Raw genomic sequence first — 22,127 nt, 5'->3', positions numbered from 1 at the left:
CGCCACGTGGGTCGAGCCTTGCCAGAAACCACAGGCGCTGTTGTGCGAACGAGGCCGGCAACGTCTTGAGAGGTAGATCCATTGAAAGACTCGGGACGCCAGCAACGGGATTGACGAGTGGATGCGGCCGAACACGCACGCGCACAGCAGTCTGCGCGGCGCATCGAAGGCGCTCCGTGAGGCGTCTTTTTCTCCGTTACTGCAACGTCACGCTTGACTCAGCGTGACATCCACTTGCCTGAAGGGGGAAGCATGCGCGGCAAGTGGGTGTCTGGATCTGCGGGGCGGCAGGCGATGGGCCGGGTTCGCAACGAGGCGGATCATTCGTAGTAGCTGCTCCGGTCCACCAGTGCGGCGATCGGGGCGCTGGACGCGGCGGTAGTGCCGGCCAGCGCGGCAGCCATGCGTGCGAGCTGCGGCTCGGCGAACAGCAGCGACAGCGGCAGCCGGCGTCCAAGCCGGGCCTGGATGCGGGTGGCCAGTTGCACCGCCAACAACGAATGCCCGCCGAGATCGAAGAAATTGTCGTGCCGATTGACCGTGCGGACGCCAAGCAATTCGCACCAGATCTCCGCCAATACGCATTCGGTCTCGCCTTGCGCGGGATCCACCTCGGCAATCCCGCGCTGGGTGTCGTCGGGCGCGGGCAGCGCACGCACGTCCAGCTTGCCGTTCGCTGTGAGCGGCCAGGTCTGCATGCCCACGTAGGCATCGGGAAGCATGTAATCGGGCAGGGTGGCGGCCAGGTGGCGGCGCAGTTCGTTCGGGTCGTGCGTCGCACTTTCACCGGTTTGCGAGCCGATCACGTAGGCTACCAAACGGCGTTGTCCGGCCATGTCCTCGCGCACGCGCACCAGCGCCTGACGGACGTGCGGATGGGTTTGCAGCGCCACCTCGATCTCGCCGGGCTCCAGCCGGAAACCGCGAATCTTGCTCTGCGCGTCGCGTCTGCCCAGGCACTCGAGCAAACCCTCGTCGCGCCAGCGTCCCAGATCGCCGGTCCTGTACATGCGTGCTCCCGGTTGCCCGCTGAAGGGATCCGGTACGAAGTGTTCGGCGGTCAGGGCCGGTTGTCGCAGATAGCCCAGTGCCAGACCGAGACCGGCGATATGCAGTTCGCCCTGCATGCCGGCCGGCAGCGCTTGGCGGTGCCGGTCGAGCACGTACAGGCGCAGATTGCCGATCGGCTTGCCGATCGGAATGCGCCGGCCATCGGCTGGCACGTCGGTGACCGCAACGGTGGTGACGAACTGGGTGGTCTCGGTGGGGCCGTAGGTTTGCAGTAGCGTCTGTGGTGGGTTGTCGCGCAACAGCGTGGCGAGCGCCTGCGGATCGGCGATGTCGCCACCGGTGATCAGGTAGCGCAGCGTCGGCAATTCGCGCGCCAGCTCGGCCGCGTAAGCCCGCAGCACACCGGCCACCAGGATCAGCACGCTGATGGCATGCGTGCGTGCGAACTCGGCCAGCACGCACGGATCGAGCAGCACGTCCTGAGGCACCACCACCACGCTGCCGCCGCTCAGCAACGGCGCCCAGACTTCCAGGGTGCTGGAGTCGAATGCCGGATTTGAAGCGAAGGCGAAGCGATCGTCGGCCTGCCAGCGGGCGTAGTCCGGATCGCGCACCAGGTTGAGTACTGCCTGATGCGGTACCAGCACGCCCTTGGGTGTACCGCTGGAGCCGGAGGTATACATCACATAGGCGGGTGCGGCGGCAGGAAGCGGCAGCGGCGACGCTGCGAACGCGGCGGCCGGTTGCCCGACCAGCGCGATGTCCAGACAGGGCGCTGCCGTCCATGGCGGAGCTTTCCCAGCCGCGTGCACGATGGCGCTGGCCCGGCAATCGCCGGCCAGCTGGGCGTGTCTGGCTGCGGGTTGCGCCGGATCCAGCGGCACATACGCCGCGCCTGCCTTGAGGATACCCAGCTGTGCGGCCACCAGCTCCGCACTGCGCGGCAGCAGCGTGACAACGCAATCTCCACTGCGCACGCCGGCGGCGGTCAGGCGCAGGGCGATATGGTCGCTGTGCGCGTCCAGGTCGGCATACCGCAGGCAGCGGGCGCCGTCGATGACGGCAATGGCGTCCGGGGTGCTGCGGGCCTGGGCCTGGAACGCCGTGTGGATCGTCGGCGGCGGCCGCGATGCGCGGGCGGTGCCGTTCCATTGTTGCAGCGAGCGCCATCCGGACGCATCCAGCAACGCCTGCCGGTCCACCGCCAGCGCCGGCGCTTCGACCAGGGCGGCCAGCAGACGCGCATAGTTGTGGAGATACGCCTGCATGGTGCTGCGATCGAACAGCGCGGTGGCGTAGCGCAGCACCCCGCCGATCCGCGCGGGTGCGATCTGCATGTCCAGCGACAGGTCGAACTGGGCGACGCAATGATCGTTCGGGTAAGCACTCAGTTGCAGACCCGGCAGATCCAGTGCGCGTGCCGGCGTGGTGTCGGAGGAAAACATCGCCTGGCACAACGGCGTGTGCGCCAGGCTGCGGACCGGCTGTAGCGCTTCGATGATGCGTTCGAACGGCAGATCCTGATGGGCCTGTGCGGCAAGCAGCTTGGCCTGGACCTGGTCCAGCAGTTCCAGGAACGTCGGACGAGCGGACAGATCGATGCGCAACGGCAAGGTGTTGACGAAAAAGCCGATCAATGGTTCCAGCTCGCCGCGAGTGCGGCCCGCCGACGGTGTGCCGATGACCAGATCGGTCTGGCCGCTGTAGCGTGCCAGCAGCGCTGCCCAACCGGCTAGCAACAGACCGAAGATGGTGATGCCGTGTTGCGCCGCCAGTGCCTGAAGACGGAGACTCAGCGTCTCGTCCAGGACCAGTTCCACATCGTCGCCGGCAGTGTCCTGCAGCGGCGGTCGCGGCCGGTCGGTTGGCAGCTCCAGCAATGCTGGCGCATCGTGCAGATGCGCGCGCCAGAAATCCAGCTGGCGCTGCTGCAGTTGGCTGTCAATCCAGCGGTGTTGCCAGGCGGCGTAGTCGGCGTACTGGACCGGCAGCGGCGGCAGCGGATCGGGTACATCGCCGACGAAGGCCGCGTACAGTGCGCCGAGCTCCTCGATCAGCACGCCGATGGACCAGCCGTCGGAGACGATGTGATGCATGCTCAGCAGGAGCACATGCTCTTGCTCGGCCAGGCGCAGCAGCCGGCCTCTGACCAATGGCCCCTTGGCGAGGTCGAAGCCGGTGCTGGCTTCGCTGCGGGCGTGCGCGCGGGCGGCGCTCTCGGGTGCCGGGTCGCCGCTCAGGTCGATCGACTGCAAGGCCAGCCCGCACGGTGCGGCGATGATCTGGACCGGGATGTCGTCCACGTTGCCGAAGTGGGTGCGTAAGGTCTCGTGACGCGCCACGATGCGGTCCAGTGCACGGGTCAGCGCCTGGACCTGCAGGCTGCCGCTCAGGCGCAGTCCGCCGTGCATGATGTACGTCGCGCCGGTGCGCGGATCGAGCTCGTTCAAGAACCACAGGCGTTGCTGGGCGAACGACAGCCGCATCGGTTGGGTGCGCGGCACCGGCAGGATTGGCGGCAAGGCGGTGGAGCCCGCGTCGCCCAGGGCCTGGGCCAGCTCGGCCAGGCGCGGCTGGGCGAACAGCGCGGCCAAGGGCAGTTCCAGGCCGAGCGCGCTGCGGATGCGCGAGATCAGCCGCACGCCGAGCAGCGAGTGCCCGCCCAGGGCGAAGAAGCTGTCGTGGCGGCCGACGCGTTCGACGCCAAGCAGCTCGCACCACAGTGCGGCCAGCAAGGTTTCCAGCTCGCCGTCGGGCGGCGCGTAGGCCTGGACGGCGAGCGCATCGGCATCCGGCGCCGGCAGGGCGCGGCGATCGAGCTTGCCGTTGGCGGTCAACGGCAAGCCATCCAGCCATACATAGGCGCTGGGCAGCATGACCTCGGGCAGGCGCGTGGCCAGCTGCGTGCGCAAGGCCTCGGCGCTGGGGCCGGCGTCGCCGACCAGATAGGCGACCAGGCGCGGCTGGCCGGGACGGTCCTGGCGCAGCAGCACGGCGGCGTCGTGCACGCCGGGGCAGGCGCGCAGCGCGGCGGCGATCTCGCCCGGTTCGATGCGGACGCCGCGCAGCTTGACCTGGTCGTCGTTGCGGCCGAGGAAGTCCAGGGTGCCATCGGCACGCCAGCAGGCCAGGTCGCCGCTGCGGTACATGCGCTGGCCGGGCTGCCCGGCGAACGGATCGGGGACGAAGCGTTCGGCGGTCAGGGCGGGGCGGCCGAGGTAGCCGCGGGCCAGCTGCGGGCCGGCGATATGCAGGTGCCCGGCCACGCCGATCGGCGCCAGCTGACCGTGGTGATCGAGCACGTGGATGCGCAGATGGGCGATCGGCCGGCCGATCGGCACGCGGCCGCTGGGGGATGGCGCATCGTCGGCGGTGGTGGCGTGCACCACGCAGCCGACCACGGTTTCGGTGGGGCCGTATTCGTTGATCAGGCGGGTGTGCGGGGCGAGCGCTTGCCACCGCGCCAGGGTGGCTGCCGGCAGGGCTTCGCCACCGATCACCATCACCGCCGGGCTGAGCGGGCCTGGATGGTCGGCCAGTTGCTGGCCGAGCACTTCCAGGTGGGCCGGGGTGAGTTTGACCAGGCCCAGCGGGGTCGGAGCGCACAGGCGCTGGCGCAGGGCATCGAGGGTGTCGTGCTCGGGCAGCAATTCGACCTGCGCACCGCACAGCAGCGGAGCGAGCAGGCTGGTCAGGGTGGCGTCGAAGGCCAGCGAGGAGGACACCACCGCGCTGGGCTGCGGCCGATAGGTCTGCACGGCCCATTGCAGGTAATGCGCGGCACCGGCGTGGGTGAGCAGGGTGCCCTTGGGCTGTCCGCTGGAGCCGGAGGTGTAGATCACATAGGCCAGGTTGTCCGCGCCCAGGCCGGGGACCGTGGGTGCGCCGGGATCGTCCGGCGTCACGTCTGCCGCCTCCACGTCCGCGTCCAGCGTCAGCACGCTGACGCGCAGCATGGCGCGGCTGGCGGGCAGGCGCTCCTGCAGCCCGGTGCAGGTCAGCACCGCGCGCGGGCGGCTGTCGGCGAGCAGGAAGGCCAGGCGTTGGTCGGGCAGGTCCGGGTCCAGCGGCAGGTAGGCGGCGCCGGCCTTGAGCGTGGCCAACAGCGCCACGACCTGCCCGATGCCGCGCGGCAGGTACAGGGCGACGCGGTGTTCCGGTGCCACGCCCAGTGTGCGCAGGCGATGGGCCAGCCGGTTGGCGCGCGCGTCGAGCGCGGCGTAGCTGAGCTGGACATCGCCCTCCAGCAAGGCGATGGCATCGGGCGTGCGGCGCACCTGGTCTTCGAACAGGTGGTGGATGCACTGCGCCTGCGCCAGCGGCGCGGCCTCGGTGACGGTGAAGTTCTGCAACCGGGTGCGTTCGTCGGCAGGCAGCAACGGCAGTTGCGCGATGCGCGCCTGCGCGTCGGCGGCCATGCCGGCAAGTACCTGGACGAACTGGGCCAACTGGCGTTCAACGGTGCTGCGGTCGAACAGCGCGGTGGCGTAGTTCAGGCTGCCGACGATGCGATCCTCGACTTCGCCCAGGAACAGTTCCAGATCGAACTTGGCATCGCGTGCCTGGGCCTGGAAGGGCTGCAGGCGGATGCCGGGCAATGTCAGCGCGGCATCGGGGACGTTCTGCCAGGTCAGCACGACCTGGAACACCGGCTGGGCGGCCAGGCTGCGCTCGGGGTTGAGCGCTTCGATGACCTGCTCGAAGGGCAGGTCCTGATGGTCCTGCGCGGCCAGGGCGGTGCGGCGCACCTGCGCCAGCAGCTCGGCGACGCAGGGGTTGGCGCGCAGATCGATGCGCAGCGCCTGGGCATTGACGAAGAAGCCGATCAGCGCTTCGAGTTCGCTGCGGGTGCGGTTGGCGACGGGGGCGCCGATGACCACCTGGTCCTGCCCGGACAGGCGCGCCAGCAGCACCGCCCAGCCGGCCAGCACGGTCATGAACACGGTGGTGCCGTGACGCTGGCTCAGCGTGCGTAGCGCGGCGGTGAGATCGGCATCGAGCATGATCTCCACGCTGTCGCCGCGGTAGTCCTGCAGGGCCGGACGCGGGCGATCGGTTGGCAGTTCCAGCAGCGCCGGTGCATCGTGCAGATGCTCGCGCCAGAAGGCGAGCTGGCGTTGCAGCAGCGGCCCGTCGAGCCAGCGGCGCTGCCACAGGGCGTAGTCGGCGTACTGGATCGGCAGCGCTGGCAGCGGATCGGGCTGGCCTTGCGCGAAGGCGGCGTACAGGGTGCTGAGTTCGCGCACCAGCAGGCCCATCGACCAGCCATCGGTGACGATGTGGTGCATGGTCACGAGCAGGCGGTGTTGGTGCTCGGCCAGGCGCAGCAGGCGGCCGCGGATCAGCGGGCCGCGGGCCAGGTCGAAGGGCGTGCGGGCTTCCTGTTCGGCGTGGCGCTGGGCGTCGGCATGCGGGTCGGCGGCCTGGCGCAGGTCGATGCAGTCCAGCGCAAAGCCGACGTCCGCGGGCGCGATCAGCTGGGTGGCGCCATCGTCGCCGGCGACGAAGCCGGTGCGCAGCGCTTCGTGGCGGGCGACGATGCGGTCCAGCGCCCGTTGCAGCGCGGACAGGTCCAGTTCGCCATGCAGGTCCACGCCGATCGGCATCAAGTAGGCGAACCTGGCACGGTCGTCGAGTTGTTCCAGGAACCACAGGCGTTGCTGGGCGAAGGACAGCGGTAGCCGGTCGCTGCGTTCGGTCGGTACGATGGCCGGCAGCGTGCTGGTGGCGGTACCGGCCAGGACGGCCGCCAGCTCGGCTAGATGCGGCTGCGAGAACAGCGCGGCCAACGGTAGTTCCAGGCCGAGCGCACTACGGATGCGCGAGATCAGCCGCACGGCCAACAACGAGTGTCCGCCCAGGGCGAAGAAACTGTCGTGGCGGCCGACGCGTTCGACGTCGAGCAGTTCGCACCACAGCGCGGCCAGCAAGGTTTCCAGCTCGCCGTCGGGCGGCGCATAGGCCTGGACGGCGAGCGCATCGGCGTCCGGCGCCGGCAGGGCGCGGCGATCGAGCTTGCCGTTGGCGCTCAACGGCAGTGCATCGATTCGCACGTAGGCAGTCGGCAGCATCACGTCGGGCAGACCTGCGGCCAGCGCGTCGCGCAGTGCCAGCGGATCGGCCTGCCCTGGCTGTTCGGTGACCACATAGGCGACCAGGTGCGGTTCGCCGGGAGTGTCCTGGCGCAGCAGCACGGCGGCGTCATGCACGCCGTCGCAGGCACGTAGCGCGCCGGCGATCTCGCCCAGTTCGATGCGCACGCCACGCAGCTTGATCTGCTCGTCGTTGCGGCCGAGATAGTCCAGCGCGCCGTCGGTGCGCCAGCGCGCCAGATCGCCGGTACGGTACATGCGCTGGCCGGGCTGCTCGGCGAACGGATCGGGCACGAAGCGTTCGGCGGTCAGGTCGGGGCGGCCCAGATAGCCGCGCGCGAGCTGCACGCCGGCGATCTGCAGTTCGCCGGCGACGCCGATCGGAGCCAACCGGCCATGCGTATCGAGCACGTGCAGCCGGGTATTGGCGATCGGCCGGCCGATCGGCACGCCATTGGCGTCGGCGTCGGTGCATTCCCAGACGCTGACATCCACCGCCGCTTCGGTCGGGCCGTAGAGGTTGTACAGGCGGACCTGTGGCAGACGTTCGCGCACGGTGTGGGCCAGGTCCGCCGGCAGGGCTTCGCCGCTGCAGACGATGCGCTGCAGGCTGGCGCATGCGCCTTCGGGCAAGGCGTCCAGGAACACCCGCAGCATCGAGGGCACGAAGTGCACGGTGTGGATGCCGGCCTGCTCGATCAGGTCGGTCAGATAGGCCGGGTCTTTGTGGCCGCCGGGGCGGGCCAGCACCAGACAAGCGCCCACGCGCAGCGGCCAGAACAGTTCCCAAACCGAGACGTCGAAGCCGACCGGGGTTTTCTGCAACACGCGTTGCTCGGGTCGTAGCGGCAGGTGCTGCTGCATCCACTGCAGGCGGTTGTCGATGCCGGCATGGGGGGTGACCACGCCCTTGGGCTGGCCGGTGGAACCGGAGGTGTAGAGGACGTAGGCCGGATGTTGCGGGTGCAAGGCCGCAACGCTGGGGGCATGCGCGGGAGCCGAGTCCCACAACGCGGCGTCGGTGTCCAGCAGCACGCGGTGCAGGTCGTCGCGTTGCGCCAGCGGCGCGGCGGTGGCGCGATGGGCGAGCAGCACACCGGGCCGCGCATCGGCAAGCATGCCGTCCAGACGCGCGGGCGGTGCGTCGGTGTCCAGCGGCAGATAGGCGGCACCGGCCTTGAGCACGGCCAACAGCGCCACGACCAGGTCGATCCCGCGCGGCAGGCACACGGCCACACGGTCTTCGGGCGCCACGCCGAGACCGACCAGGTGATGCGCGAGCCGGTTGGCGCGCGCGTCGAGCTGGGCGTAACTGAGTTCGACGTGCTCTTCCACCAAGGCGATGGCCTGCGGCGTGCGGTGCGCCTGCGCTTCGATCTGGCGATGCAGATAGCCGGTGCCGGCAAGATCGACGGCGGTGGCAGTGAGGGGCTGCAACCGCGCGCGTTCGTCGGCGGGCAGCAGATCCAGTGCATGCAGCGCGGTATCCGGTGCCTGCTCCAATGCCTGCAGCAGCGCTTGCAGGGCCTGCAACAGCATGGCTGCCACGCGCTCGGCACCGATCTGCGGGTCCGCCTGCACCTCCACCGCGAAGCCTCCGTCGGCGGCGATGTCATCGACCGAGAGCGTCAGCGGATAGTGGGTGCGCTCTTGCATAACCACAGCCTGCAGGTCCGGCCAGTGTTGCGCCGTTTCGCCGGGCGGCTGCACCGCGCCGCCACCGGCATAACGGTAATTGAGGAGTGTGGCGAACAGCGGCGTGGGCGGAGCGATACCGCTGCAGCGCTGGGCCAGCGCGAGGGGCGCGTGTTCGTGATGGAGCAGTTGCGCGAGCTGTTGCTGGGTCTGGCTTACGGCGTTGGCGACGCCGCGACCGTCGCGTTGCAGGCGGATGGGCAGGGTATTGAGGAACATGCCCAACACACGATCGGCACCGCTGCCAGCGTGCATGCGGCCGAACAATGCGGTGCCGAAGATCACATCGTCCTGGCCGCTGGCCTGCGCAAGTACCAGGGCGCAGGCCAGATGGAACACGCTGGCCGGGCTGACATCGAGTCGGCGTGCGCGCAAGCGCAAGGCGCTGCACAGCGCTGCGGGCAGCAGCGTGTTGGCTTGCTCGATGCCGGTCCCGTTGCCGTGCGCTTTCTGCAGCCCGAACGGGATCGCTGGGGTATCGAGGTCGCCCAGCTGTTGGGTGAAAAAGGCGCGGTGTTCGTCATCGCTCACACCCAGCCGGGCCTGCGCAACGAAGTTGCGGAACGGCAGCGGCGCGGGCAGGTGGTCCTGTCGCCCGTCCAGATGTGCCTGCACTTCGGCGACCAGCATCTCCAGGGTGGTGTGGTCGATGACCAGATGATGGGTCTGCAGGCCCAGCAGCCAGCGCTGGTGCTGGCGATCTTCGACGAGATGGGCGCGGATCAGCGGTGCCTGGCCGACGTCCATGCGGTAGCTGCCGGGATCCATGCGCAGGCGCAACGCGGCCAGCACGTCCGGCTCATCGATGGCGAGTACCTGCAGCGGCAGCGGGGCGTGGCGCCAGACGACCTGCACCGGCGCGGACAGGCCTCGCCAGGCAACGCCGGTACGCAGGATGTCGTGGCGGGCGATGACCGCCTTCAGCGCGGCGACGAAGGCGTCCAGGTGTGCGCGGGTGTCGAAGGCCAGCACGCTGATGTTGAGATAGGCATCGCCCTCGGAGCTGGCCAGATGATGGAACAGCAGGCCTTCCTGCAGCGGCGCCAGCGGGTAGATGTCCTGCACGTTGGCCGCGCCGCCTTCGACGGTGGCCACGGCCGCGTCGATCTCGGCCTGGCTCAGCCGCACCAGCGGCAGCAGCTCGGGGACGATGCGGGTGCAGTCGGGCGGAAGGCGGTTGGGCGGGATGCTGACTGTGGAGGCGGAGGTGAGGGTGCTGGCCAGGCCGGCCAGCGTGGGGGAGCTGAACAATGCGCGCACTTCCAACTGCCAGCCGTGCCGGCGCAGGCGTTCGATCAACGTGATCGCCAGCAACGAATGGCCGCCGAGGGCGAAGAAGCTGTCGTGGCGGCCGACCCGCTCGATGTCGAGCAATTCGCGCCACAGGGCCGCGAGCAGGATTTCGCGCTCGCCTTGCGGGGCCAGGTAGGCCTGCGTGGCCAGGGCATCGGCGTCCGGTGCCGGCAGGGCGCGGCGATCCAGCTTGCCGCTGGCCGTTAGCGGCAGTGCTTCCAGCTGCATGTAGGCGGTGGGCAGCATGCTCTCGGGCAGGCGTGCGGCCAGTTGCGTGCGCAGGCTGTCGGCCGCGAGGTGTTCCGCATCGCCGACCACATAGGCGACCAGGCGCGGTTCGCTGGCGTTGTCCTGGCGCAACACCGCCGCAGCGTCGCGTACGCCCGCGCAATCGCGCAGAGCGCTGGCGATCTCGCCCAGTTCGATGCGCACGCCACGCAGCTTGATCTGCTCGTCGTTGCGGCCGAGATAGTCCAGCGCGCCGTCGGCGCGCCAGCGCGCCAGATCGCCGGTACGGTACATGCGCTGGCCGGGCTGCTCGGCGAACGGATCGGGCACGAAGCGTTCGGCGGTCAGGGCGGGGCGGCCCAGATAGCCGCGCGCGAGCTGCACGCCGGCGATCTGCAGTTCGCCGGCCACGCCGATCGGAGCCAACCGGCCATGCGTATCGAGCACGTGCAGCCGGGTATTGGCGATCGGCCGGCCGATCGGCACGCCATTGGCTTCGGCGTCGGTGCATTCCCAGACGCTGACATCCACCGCCGCTTCGGTCGGGCCGTAGAGGTTGTACAGGCGGACCTGTGGCAGACGTTCGCGCACGGTGTGGGCCAGGTCCGCCGGCAGGGCTTCGCCGCTGCAGACGATGCGCTGCAGGCTGGCGCATGCGCCTTCGGGCAAGGCGTCCAGGAACACCCGCAGCATCGAGGGCACGAAGTGCACGGTGTGGATGCCGGCCTGCTCGATCAGGTCGGTCAGATAGCGGGGGTCCTTGTGGCCGCCGGGGCGGGCCAGCACCAGACACGCGCCCACGCGCAGCGGCCAGAACAGTTCCCACACCGAGACGTCGAAGCCGACCGGGGTTTTCTGCAACACGCGCTGCTCGGGTCGTAGCGGCAGGTGCTGCTGCATCCACTGCAGGCGGTTGTCGATGCCGGCATGGGGGGTGACCACGCCCTTGGGCTGGCCGGTGGAACCGGAGGTGTAGAGGACGTAGGCCGGATGTTGCGGGTGCAAGGCCGCAACGCTGGGGGCATGCGCGGGAGCCGAGTCCCACAACGCGGCGTCGGTGTCCAGCAGCACGCGGTGCAGGTCGTCGCGTTGCGCCAGCGGCGCGGCGGTGGCGCGATGGGCGAGCAGCACACCGGGCCGCGCATCGGCAAGCATGCCGTCCAGACGCGCGGGCGGTGCGTCGGTGTCCAGCGGCAGATAGGCGGCACCGGCCTTGAGCACGGCCAACAGCGCCACGACCAGGTCGATCCCGCGCGGCAGGCACACGGCCACACGGTCTTCGGGCGCCACGCCGAGACCGACCAGGTGATGCGCGAGCCGGTTGGCGCGCGCGTCGAGCTGGGCGTAACTGAGTTCGACGTGCTCTTCCACCAAGGCGATGGCCTGCGGCGTGCGGTGCGCCTGCGCTTCGATCTGGCGATGCAGATAGCCGGTGCCGGCAAGATCGACGGCGGTGGCGTTGAACTTCTGCAGATGGGCACGCTCGGTGGGCGGCAGCAGCGGAAGACGCGTCAGCGTGGACGGGCCGGCGTCGACCATGCCGCGCAGCAACGTGACGAATTGCTCCAGCCGAAGGGCCATGCTGCTCCGGTCGAACAGCGCGGTGGCGTAGCTCAGGCCGCCGCCGATGCCATCCTCGGTCTCCTGTAGCGCCAGGTGCAGATCGAACTTGATCGTCGTGCCGGCCTGGGCGATGTCCTGGGTCTGCAAGTGCGGCCAGGCCAGATCCGTGGCGCGCTGTGCGTCCCAGGTCAGCATCACCTGGAACAGGGGGTGATGGCCGAGGTTGCGCGGAGGGTTGAGTGCCTCGATCACCTGTTCGAAGGGCAGGTCTTGATGTTCCTGTGCGGCCAGCGCGGTGCTGCGAACCTGGGCCAATAGCTCGGCCACTGTCGGATCGCCGCGTAGATCGACCTGCAAGGCCTGCGTGTTGGCGAACAGGCCGATCAACGGTTCCAGTTCGCTGCGCGGGCGGTTGGCGATGGGAGTGCCGATGACGACCCGCGATTGATTGCACCAGCGCGACAGCAGCGCTGCCCAGGCCGCCAGCATGGTCATGAACAGCGTCGTGCCATGCTCCAGGCTCAGGGCCCTCAACGCGTCGCTCAACGAAGCATCCAGCGCGAACTGCAGCGTGTCGCCGCGGTAGTCCTGTGCCGCGGGGCGCGGCCTGTCGGTCGGCAAGTCCAGCAGTGTCGGAGCGCCATGCAGGTGATCGACCCAGAACTGGCGCTGACGCTGCAGCGTCTCGTCGGTGATCCAGCAACGCTGCCACACCGCATAGTCGGCGTACTGGATCGGGAGTGCGGGGAGCGGATCGGCAAATCCCTGCGAGAATGCGCTGTAGAGCGTGCGCAGCTCGGCGATCAGTTGGCGCATCGACCAACCATCGCAGATCAGATGGTGCAAGGTGACGAACAGGACATGGTCTTCTACGTCCAGGCGGACCAGGCGGCCGCGCAGCAACGGTCCACGGGTCAGATCGAAGGGGATGCGCGCTTCCAGGGAGGCATGGTGCTGGATGACCTGCTCCGGATCGGTGGCATCGGTCGCTGCGATGAGCTCCAGGGAAAAACCGATCTCCGGCGAGGCGATGCGTTGTTCGGGCATGTCCCCGTCGAACCCGACATGGGTGCGCAGCGCTTCATGGCGCGCCACAAGGCGGTCCAGTGCGCTACGCAACGCCTCGCGATTCAGCGCGCCGAGCAGACGCACTGCTGTCGGCATCAGATAGGCGGCGCTGGCGCCGGCGTCGAGCTGGTCGAGAAACCATAGACGCTGCTGAGCGAAGGACAGCGGCAGCTGGCCGGTACGTGGCACCGGCACGATCGGCGGCAATGCGCTGGATGTCGCCTGCGCGACCGCCTGAGCGAATGCGCGCAGTCTTGGCTGGGCGAACAAGGTCGCCAGCGGTACCTCGCGTCCCAACGATGCGCGCACCCGCCCGCTGAGCTGTGTGGCCAGCAAGGAATGTCCGCCCAGGGCGAAGAAACTGTCGTTGCGTCCTATACGTTCGACGCCGAGCAGTTCTGCCCAGAGCACGGCCAGGCGCTGTTCCAATCCGGGGCGTGGCGCCTCATACGCCTGGGCATCCAGGGCCTGACGGTCCGGAGCGGGCAGCGCGTTGCGATCGAGTTTGCCGTTGGCGGTCAGCGGCAGGGCCTGCAGTGGCACATACGCCGCCGGGACCATGTAGTCGGGCAGGCGCAGGGCCACCTGCTGGCGCAGGCGATCGGGGCCGAGCACGGCGGCGTCGCCGACCACGTAGGCGACCAGGCGCATAGCGCCCGGACTGTCCTGGCGGGCGAGCACCACCGCGTCGCGGACGCCATCGCATGCGCGCAGCACCGCGGCGATCTCTTCGAGTTCGATGCGGAAGCCGCGCAGCTTGACCTGGTCGTCGTTGCGGCCAAGGAAGTCCAGCACGCCATCGGCGCGCCAGCGCGCCAGGTCGCCGGTCCTGTACATGCGCTGCCCGGGATGCGCGGCGAACGGGTCGGGGACGAAGCGTTCGGCGGTCAGGTCCGGGCGGCCCAGGTAGCCGCGGGCCAGCTGCGGGCCGGCGATGCAGAGCTCGCCGCGCGCGCCCAGCAGGGCCAGTTGGCCGTGCGCGTCGAGCAGGCGCATGCAGGTGCCGGCCAGTGGCCGGCCGAGCGGCACGACGCTGCCGGGTTCCTCGCCGAGCACCGGGTGCAGGCTGGCCCAGATGGTGGCCTCGGTCGGCCCGTACAGATTCCACAGCTGCCCGCCGCCGGCGCGCAGGCGCTGCGCCAGCGCCTGGCTCAGGGCCTCGCCGCCGCACAGCAGGCGCAATCCCGGCCGGCTCTGCCAGCCGGCGTCCAGCAGCATCTGCCAGAACGCCGGGGTGGCTTGCAGGACCGAGATGGCGTGCTGGTCCAAGCGTTGCTGCCAGTAGGACGGGTCATGGATGGGCTGGTCGCCGGCGATGACCACGCCGGCGCCATTGACCAAGGGGGCGAACAGTTCCAGACCGGCGATATCGAAGCAGACGGTGGTCACCGCCAGGAGCCGGTCCTCGGGCGACAACGGCAGCTGGGCATGCAGTGCGGCCAGGAAGTGCGCCAGCGCACCGTGGCAGATCACCACGCCCTTGGGCCGGCCGGTGGAGCCGGAGGTGTAGAGGACGTAGGCCGGATGGTGGGGCGACAGCGCCGGAACCGTTGGTGCCTGGGTCGGCGCATCGGTCCAGGTGGGCGTGTCGCTGTCCAGCCGGATGCGGGTCAGGCCAGCGTGCAGGGTCAGCGGCGCCGCGGTGCGCTGGTCGGCGAGCAGGACCCGGGGCCGTGCGTCGGCGAGCATGTCGTCCAGGCGCGCGGGCGGATAATCCGGATCCAGCGGCAGGTAGGCGGCGCCAGCCTTGAGCGTGGCCAGCAGGGCCACGACCAGGTCGATGCCGCGCGGCAGGCAGACGGCCACACGGTCTTCCGGCCCCACGCCCAGTCCGATCAAATGGTGGGCGAGTTGGTTGGCGCGCGTGTCGAGCGCGGCGTAGTGAAGCGTGTCCGCTTCGCATTGCAGCGCGACGTTCAGCGGCGTGCGCCGCACCTGCGCCTCGAACAGGCGGTGCACGTAAGGCGTGGCCGGTGGTGTCCGCAGGTCGTGATGCACGTCGTGCAACAGGCGTTGCCGCTCGGCCGCTGGCAGGGCGGGCAGCTGGGCGATGCGGGTCCGGTCGGCATCGAGCAGGCCGCGCAACAGGTGGACGAACTGGGCCAGATGGCGCGCGATGGTGCTGCGCTCGAACAGGCTGCAGGCATAGCCCAGGCTGCCGACGATGCAGCCATCGTGCTCGCGCAGCGACAGGTCCAGATCGAACTTGATCGTCGGCACAACGGTGTCGAGGCCTTCGGCGACCAGGCCGGGTAGCGCGATGGCGTCGAGCGGGGTGGTCTGCCAGGTGAACATCGCCTGGAAGACCGGATGATGGGCCAGGCTGCGCGGGGGGTTGAGCGCTTCGATGACCTGCTCGAAGGGCAGGTCCTGGTGCTGCTGTGCGGCCAGGGCGGTGCTGCGGACCTGGGCCAGCAGGGCGGCGACCGACGGATTGGCGCGCAGGTCGATGCGCAGGGCCTGGGTATTGGCGAACAGGCCGATCAGCGGTTCGAATTCGTCGCGGTGGCGGTTGGCGACGGGCGTGCCGATGACCACCTGGCGCTGGCCGGACAGGCGCGACAACAACACCGCCCAGGCGGCGATCAAGGTCATGAACACGGTGGTGCCGTGGCGCTGGCAGCACGCCTTCAAGGCCTCGGTCAGGTCCGCATCCAGGACCACATCCAGGGCATCGCCCCGGTAATCCTGCCGCGTGGGGCGCGGATGGTCGGTCGGCAGGTCCAGCAGCGTCGGGGCGCCGTGCAGGTGCGCGACCCAGAAATCGCGCTGGCGTTGCAGCACCTCGCCACTGATCCAGCCACGCTGCCACACGGCGATATCGGCATACTGCAATTGCAGCGGCGGCAGCGGATCGGGCTGGCCTTGCGCAAAGGCGGCATAGAGCGTGCTCAGCTCGCCTACCAGCACGCCCATCGACCAGCCATCGCAGACCAGATGGTGCAGGGTGATGAGCAGGACATGCTCGTCGTCGGCCAGGCGCAGCAGCCGGCCGCGGGCCAGCGCTCGTTCGGCCGCGAAGGGCGTGCCGGTTTCCAGGGCGATATGACGCCTCACCTGGACCTGCGGCTCGGATGCGTGGGTCAGGTCCACGCAGTCCAGGGCGAACCCGGTCTCCGGCGGCGCGATGCGCTGCGACGGCGTCTCGTCGTCCTGCGCCACGTACGTGCGCAGGATTTCGTGGCGGGCCACGATCCGATCCAGCGCCCGTTCCAGCGCAGCGGCCTGCAGGGCGCCGCGCAAGCGCAGCGCCATCGGCATCAGATAGGCCAGATCGGCGCGGGTGTCCAGGCGCCCAAGGAACCACAGCCGTTGCTGGGCGAAGGACAGCGGCAGCGGCTTGCGGCGGTCGGCCGGCACGATGGCCGGCAGGGTGCTGCTGGCGGCCTGTGCCAGCGCCTGGGCCAGCTCGGCCAGGCGCGGGTGCGCGAACAGCGTGGCCAATGGCAGTTCCAGGCCGAGCCGTGTGCGGATTCTGGCCGTGAGCTGGACCGCCAGCAGCGAGTGCCCGCCCAGGGCGAAGAAGTCGTCGTGGCGGCCGATCTCGGCGACGCCGAGCAACTCGGTCCAGAACGCTGCGAGAGTCTGTTCGAGTCCCTGGCGCGGCGGTTGGTAGGCCTGCGTGTCGAAGTCTTGGCGATCGGGCGCGGGCAGGGCACGGCGATCGAGCTTGCCGTTGGCGGTCAGCGGCAGGGCATCCAGCTGCACGTAGGCGGCCGGCACCATGTAGTCCGGCAGCGATGTCGCCAGCTGTGCAGGCAGTGCCTGGCAGACCTCGGCAGCGCCGACGACATAGGCGACCAGCCGTTTGTGGCCGCCGCTGTCGTGATCGACCACGACCACCGCATCGCGCACGCCGGTGCAGGCGCGCAGTACGGCGGCGATTTCGCCCAGTTCGATGCGGAAACCGCGGATCTTGATCTGGTCGTCGTGACGGCCGAGGAAGTCCAGGACGCCGTCATCGCGCCAACGGGCCAGGTCGCCGGTCCTGTACATGCGCTGGCCGGGCCGCTCGGCGAAGGGATCGGGGACGAAACTCGCTGCGGTGAGGTCGGGGCGGCCGAGATAGCCCAGGGCAAGCTGCGCGCCGCCGATGTGGAGCGCGCCTTCGACGCCGACCGGCGCCGGTTGCCCAAAGCGATCGAGGACGAAGAGGCGGCTATTGGCCAGCGGCCGGCCGATCGGCACCGGCCGCTGCGGATCGGGGGCGCTGTGCAGCGCCAGCGCGGTCACGAACTGGGTGGCCTCGGTCGGACCATAGGTCTGCAGCAGCACGTCCGGGCCGGGTGTCTGCAGCATCAATGCGTGGCTGCGCGGATCGGCCAGGTCGCCGCCGGTGATCAACAGGCGCAGTGTGGCCAGCCGTCCGCTCAGCATCGGCGCGTAGGCGCGCAGCACACCCGCGACCAGGATCAACACCGAGATCCGCATGTCCGCGATCCGCGCCGCCAGCGCCTGCGGATCTCGCAGAACGGGCGGCGGGACGATCACGATCGTCGCGCCATTGAGCAGGCTGCTCCACACCTCCAGGGTGGACGAGTCGAAGGCGGGATTGGAGGCGAAGGCGACCCGATCGGTGGGCAGGATCCGGGCCGCGCCGGGCTGGCATGCGAAGTTGACGATGGCGCGATGCGGAATCACCACGCCCTTGGGCATGCCGGTCGATCCGGAGGTGTACATGACATAGGCGGCGCTGTCGGGCCAGATGGTCGCCGACGCTGCGTGGGTGGGTCCGTCGGCGTCCACTCGATCCATGTCCACGCGCGCGGCGTTGCCATTGGGCACGCCGCTTGCGGAGTCGCTGATCACGAGCACCGCGCCACACTCGTCGAGGATGCGGCGCATGCGTTGGGCCGGATGTTCGATGTCCAGCGGCACATAGGCGGCGCCACATTTGAGGATTGCCAGCTCGGCGACGATCAGATCCGCAGAACGCGCCAGGGCGACGGCGACCCTGCTGCCCGGCGTCGCGCCAAGGGCACGCAGGCGATGCGCCAGCCGGTTGGCCTGGCGGTCCAGCTCGGCGTAGCTGAGCGTGCGCTGTTCGTCCACGACGGCAGAGGCATGCGGCGTCTGCCGGACCTGCTGTTCGAACAATTGGTGGACGCCGCCTTCCGCCGTCAGTACGGCATCGGTGGCGTTGAAATCCTCCAGCACCCGCACGCGCTCGCTAGCGCGCAGCCGCGTCAGCGCATGCAGTGGCCGGGTCGGCGCCAGGGCCAGGGCCTGGGCCAGCTGCTGCAGGATGTCGGCCATCGTCTGCGCCAGGGCGGCCGGATCCAGACTCTGGCCGGTCTGCACATCCACCGAGAATCCGCCGCTATCGTGGTCGTCGTTGATCGCCAGCGATAACGGATAGTGCGTGCGTTCGCGCAGGTGCAAGGTCTCGATGCCTTGCCAGATCGCCTCGCTGCGCGCTTGGTCCTCGGCCAGCACGTTGCCGCCGCCACGGTAGCGATAGTTGAACAAGGCGGCGAACAGCGGCGCCGGCGCCTGGATCCCGCTGCAGCGCTGGGCTTGGGCGAGCAATGCGTGCTCGTGATGCAGGAGCTGGGCCAGCAGGCGCTGGGTCTGCACAACCGCCTGCTCCACGCTGCTATGGTCGCGGCGCAGGCGCAGCGGCAAGGTATTGAGGAACATGCCCAGTACCCGGTCGGCGCCGGCCGAGGCGTGCAGGCGGCCGAACAGCACGGTGCCGAAGACCACGTCGTCGCGGCCGCTGGTCTGCGACAGCAGCAGCGCGAACGCCAGGTGGAACAGGCTGGCGGTACTGACCCCCAGGCGGCGCGCTTGCGCGCGCAGCGTGTCGGCCAGCGCCTCGGGTAATGCCAGATTGGCCTCCCTTAGCGTGCTTTCGACCTGGCTCACCCCGAATGGCAAGGTCGGTTCCGTCACCTCGGCCAGCATCCGGGTGAAGAAGGCGCGGTGCTCGTCTTCGCTCACCCCTAGGCAAGCTTGGGCGACGAAGTCGCGGAACGGTAGCGGCTCGGGCAAGTGGTGCTGCCGCCCTTCCAGATGCGCTTGCACTTCCTCGACCACCAGTTCCAGCGTGGTGTGGTCCATCACCAAGTGATGATATTGCAGGCCCAGCAGCCAGCATCCGCGTTCGGCGTCGTCGGCCACATGCCCGCGCAGTAACGGCGCCTGCTGCAGGTCGATGCGGCGATACTGCGTTTCCAGAAGATCCTGCAATTGCGCGGCGGTATCGCCGCCAGCGAACCGATGACGCTGCACCGGCAGGGGCGCATGCCGGCGGACGACTTGGACCGGCTCGCGCAGCCCCTGCCAGAACACGGCGGTGCGCAGGATGTCGTGGCGTGCGATGACCTGATCGAGCGCATCGATGAAGCGGTCGCGCTTGTCGCAAGCATCGAAGGCGATCACGGTGCTGCTCAGATAGATGTCATCCAGCGGCTCGGCCACGTGGTGGTACAGCAGCCCATGCTGCAACGGCGCCAGCGGATAGATGTCCTGAATGTTGCCGGCGCCGCCTTCCAGCCTTCCGACGATGCTGTCGATTTCCACCTGGGTGAGTGCGACCAGCGGCAACAGGTCGGGGGTGATGTGGGTGCAGGCGGCGGTCATCGGATTGGCGGGGACGCTGACCATGGAGGCGGTCTTGAGCGTCTCGGCCAGGCCGATCAGCGTCGGGGTGCTGAACAGGGCGCGGACTTCCAACTGCCAGCCGAGCAGGCGCAGGCGCTCGATCAGTTTGACGCCGAGCAGCGAGTGCCCGCCGAGGGCGAAGAAGCTGTCGTGGCGGCCGACCTGCTCAATGCCGAGCAGGTCGCTCCACAGCTGTGCCAGCATTTGTTCGAGCCGGCCTTGCGGCGGGACGTAGGCCGCGTTGCCCAGATCGGTCTGCTCCGGCGCCGGCAGGGCGCGGCGATCGAGCTTGCCGTTGGCGGTCAACGGCAAGCCATCCAGCCACACATAGGCGCTGGGCAGCATGACCTCGGGCAGGCGTGTGGCCAGCTGCGTGCGCAAGGCCTCGGCGCTGGGGCCGGCGTCGCCGACCAGATAGGCGACCAGGCGCGGCTGGCCAGGACGGTCCTGGCGCAGCAGCACGGCGGCGTCGTGCACGCCGGGGCAGGCGCGCAGCGCGGCGGCGATCTCGCCCGGTTCGATGCGGACGCCACGCAGCTTGACCTGGTCGTCGTTGCGGCCGAGGAAGTCCAGGGTGCCATCGGCACGCCAGCAGGCCAGGTCGCCGCTGCGGTACATGCGCTGGCCGGGCTGCTCGGCGAACGGATCGGGGACGAAGCGTTCGGCGGTCAGGGCGGGGCGGCCGAGGTAGCCGCGGGCCAGCTGCGGGCCGGCGATATGCAGGTGCCCGGCCACGCCGATCGGCGCCAGCTGACCGTGGTGATCGAGCACGTGGATGCGCAGATGGGCGATCGGCCGGCCGATCGGCACGCGGCCGCTGGGGGATGGCGCATCGTCGGCGGTGGTGGCGTGCACCACGCAGCCGACCACGGTTTCGGTGGGGCCGTATTCGTTGATCAGGCGGGTGTGCGGGGCGAGCGCTTGCCACCGCGCCAGGGTGGCTGCCGGCAGGGCTTCGCCACCGATCACCATCACCGCCGGGCTGAGCGGGCCTGGATGGTCGGCCAGTTGCTGGCCGAGCACTTCCAGGTGGGCCGGGGTGAGTTTGACCAGGCCCAGCGGGGTCGGAGCGCACAGGCGCTGGCGCAGGGCATCTAGGGTGTCGTGTTCGGGCAACAGTTCGACCCGTGCGCCGCACAGCAGCGGAGCGAGCAGGCTGGTCAGGGTGGCGTCGAAGGCCAGCGAGGAGGACACCACCGCGCTGGGCTGCGGCCGATAGGTCTGCACGGCCCATTGCAGGTAATGCGCGGCACCGGCGTGGGTGAGCAGGGTGCCCTTGGGCTGTCCGCTGGAGCCGGAGGTGTAGATCACATAGGCCAGGTTGTCCGCGCCCAGGCCGGGGACCGTGGGTGCGCCGGGATCGTCCGGCGTCACGTCTGCCTGCATGTCCGCGTCCAGCGTCAGCACGCTGACGCGCAGCATGGCGCGGCTGGCGGGCAGGCGCTCCTGCAGCTCGGTGCAGGTCAGCACCGCGCGCGGGCGGCTGTCGGCGAGCAGGAAGGCCAAGCGTTGGTCGGGCAGGTCCGGGTCCAGCGGCAGGTAGGCGGCGCCGGCCTTGAGCGTGGCCAACAGCGCCACGACCTGCCCGATGCCGCGCGGCAGGTACAGGGCGACGCGGTGTTCCGGTGCCACGCCCAGTGTGCGCAGGCGATGGGCCAACCGGTTGGCGCGCGCGTCGAGCGCGGCGTAGCTGAGCTGGACATCGCCCTCCAGCAAGGCGATGGCATCGGGCGTGTGGCGCACCTGGTCTTCGAACAGGTGGTGGATGCACTGCGCCTGCGCCAGCGGCGCGGCCTCGGTGACGGTGAAGTTCTGCAACCGGGTGCGTTCGTCGGCAGGCAGCAGATCCAGGGCGTGCAAGGCAGTGTCCGGCGCCTGATCCAGCGCCTGTACCAGCGCCTGCACGGCCTGCAGCATCAGCGCGATGACGCGTGTGGTGCCGATGCGCGGATCCACCTTCACCTCCACCGCGAAGCCTCCGCTGGCGGTGATGTCATCGATCGAGAGCGTCAGCGGATAGTTGTTGCGATCCAGTCCGGCCAGCATTTCCATGCCGTCCCAGTCGCTGGGCGGGGCCTCGCTGGGTGCCTGCACCGCGCTGCCACCGACATAGCGATAGTTGAGCAGTGCGGTGAACAGTGGGGCGGGCGCGACGATGCCGCTGCAGCGTTGCGCCAGGGCCAGCGGGGCATGTTCGTGATGGAGCAACTGGGCAAGCCGCTGCTGGGTGTGGCGCACGGCCTCGGCCACGCCGCGACCATCGCGTTGCAGGCGGATCGGCAGGGTATTGAGGAACATGCCCAGCACGCGGTCGGCGCCACTGCCGGCGTGCATGCGTCCGAACAAGGTGGTGCCGAACACCACATCGTCCTGGCCGCTGGCCTTGGCCAACACCAGCGTGCAGGCCAGGTGGAACAGGCTGGAGGGGCTGACATTGAGCCGGCGTGCGTGGCGGCGCACGTCGGCGGCCAAGCGATCGGGCAGGGGCTGCAGCGCCTGTTCGATGTCGGCGCCGGTGCCGCGCACCTCCCACAGACCGAACGGCGCGGTGGGGGTGTCCAGATCGCCCAG

The 22,127-nt window shown here is 69.6% G+C and carries 1 protein-coding gene (only partly in view); it reads right to left on the bottom strand.

Annotation, left to right across the window (positions count from 1 at the left end):
• Window positions 1-320 precede the first annotated feature (320 nt).
• Window positions 321-22,127, bottom strand: the 3' portion of a protein-coding gene (locus NRY95_11125; protein UYC14314.1) for a non-ribosomal peptide synthase/polyketide synthase. 13,467 nt of this gene lie beyond the right edge of the window; the window shows 21,807 of its 35,274 coding nt (coding positions 13,468-35,274); its start codon lies beyond the right edge, outside the window; the stop codon is at window positions 321-323.

This window comes from Xanthomonas campestris pv. phormiicola (assembly GCA_025666215.1).
Lineage (GTDB): Bacteria > Pseudomonadota > Gammaproteobacteria > Xanthomonadales > Xanthomonadaceae > Xanthomonas_A > Xanthomonas_A campestris_A.
This window is presented reverse-complemented; position numbering and strand designations above follow the sequence as displayed.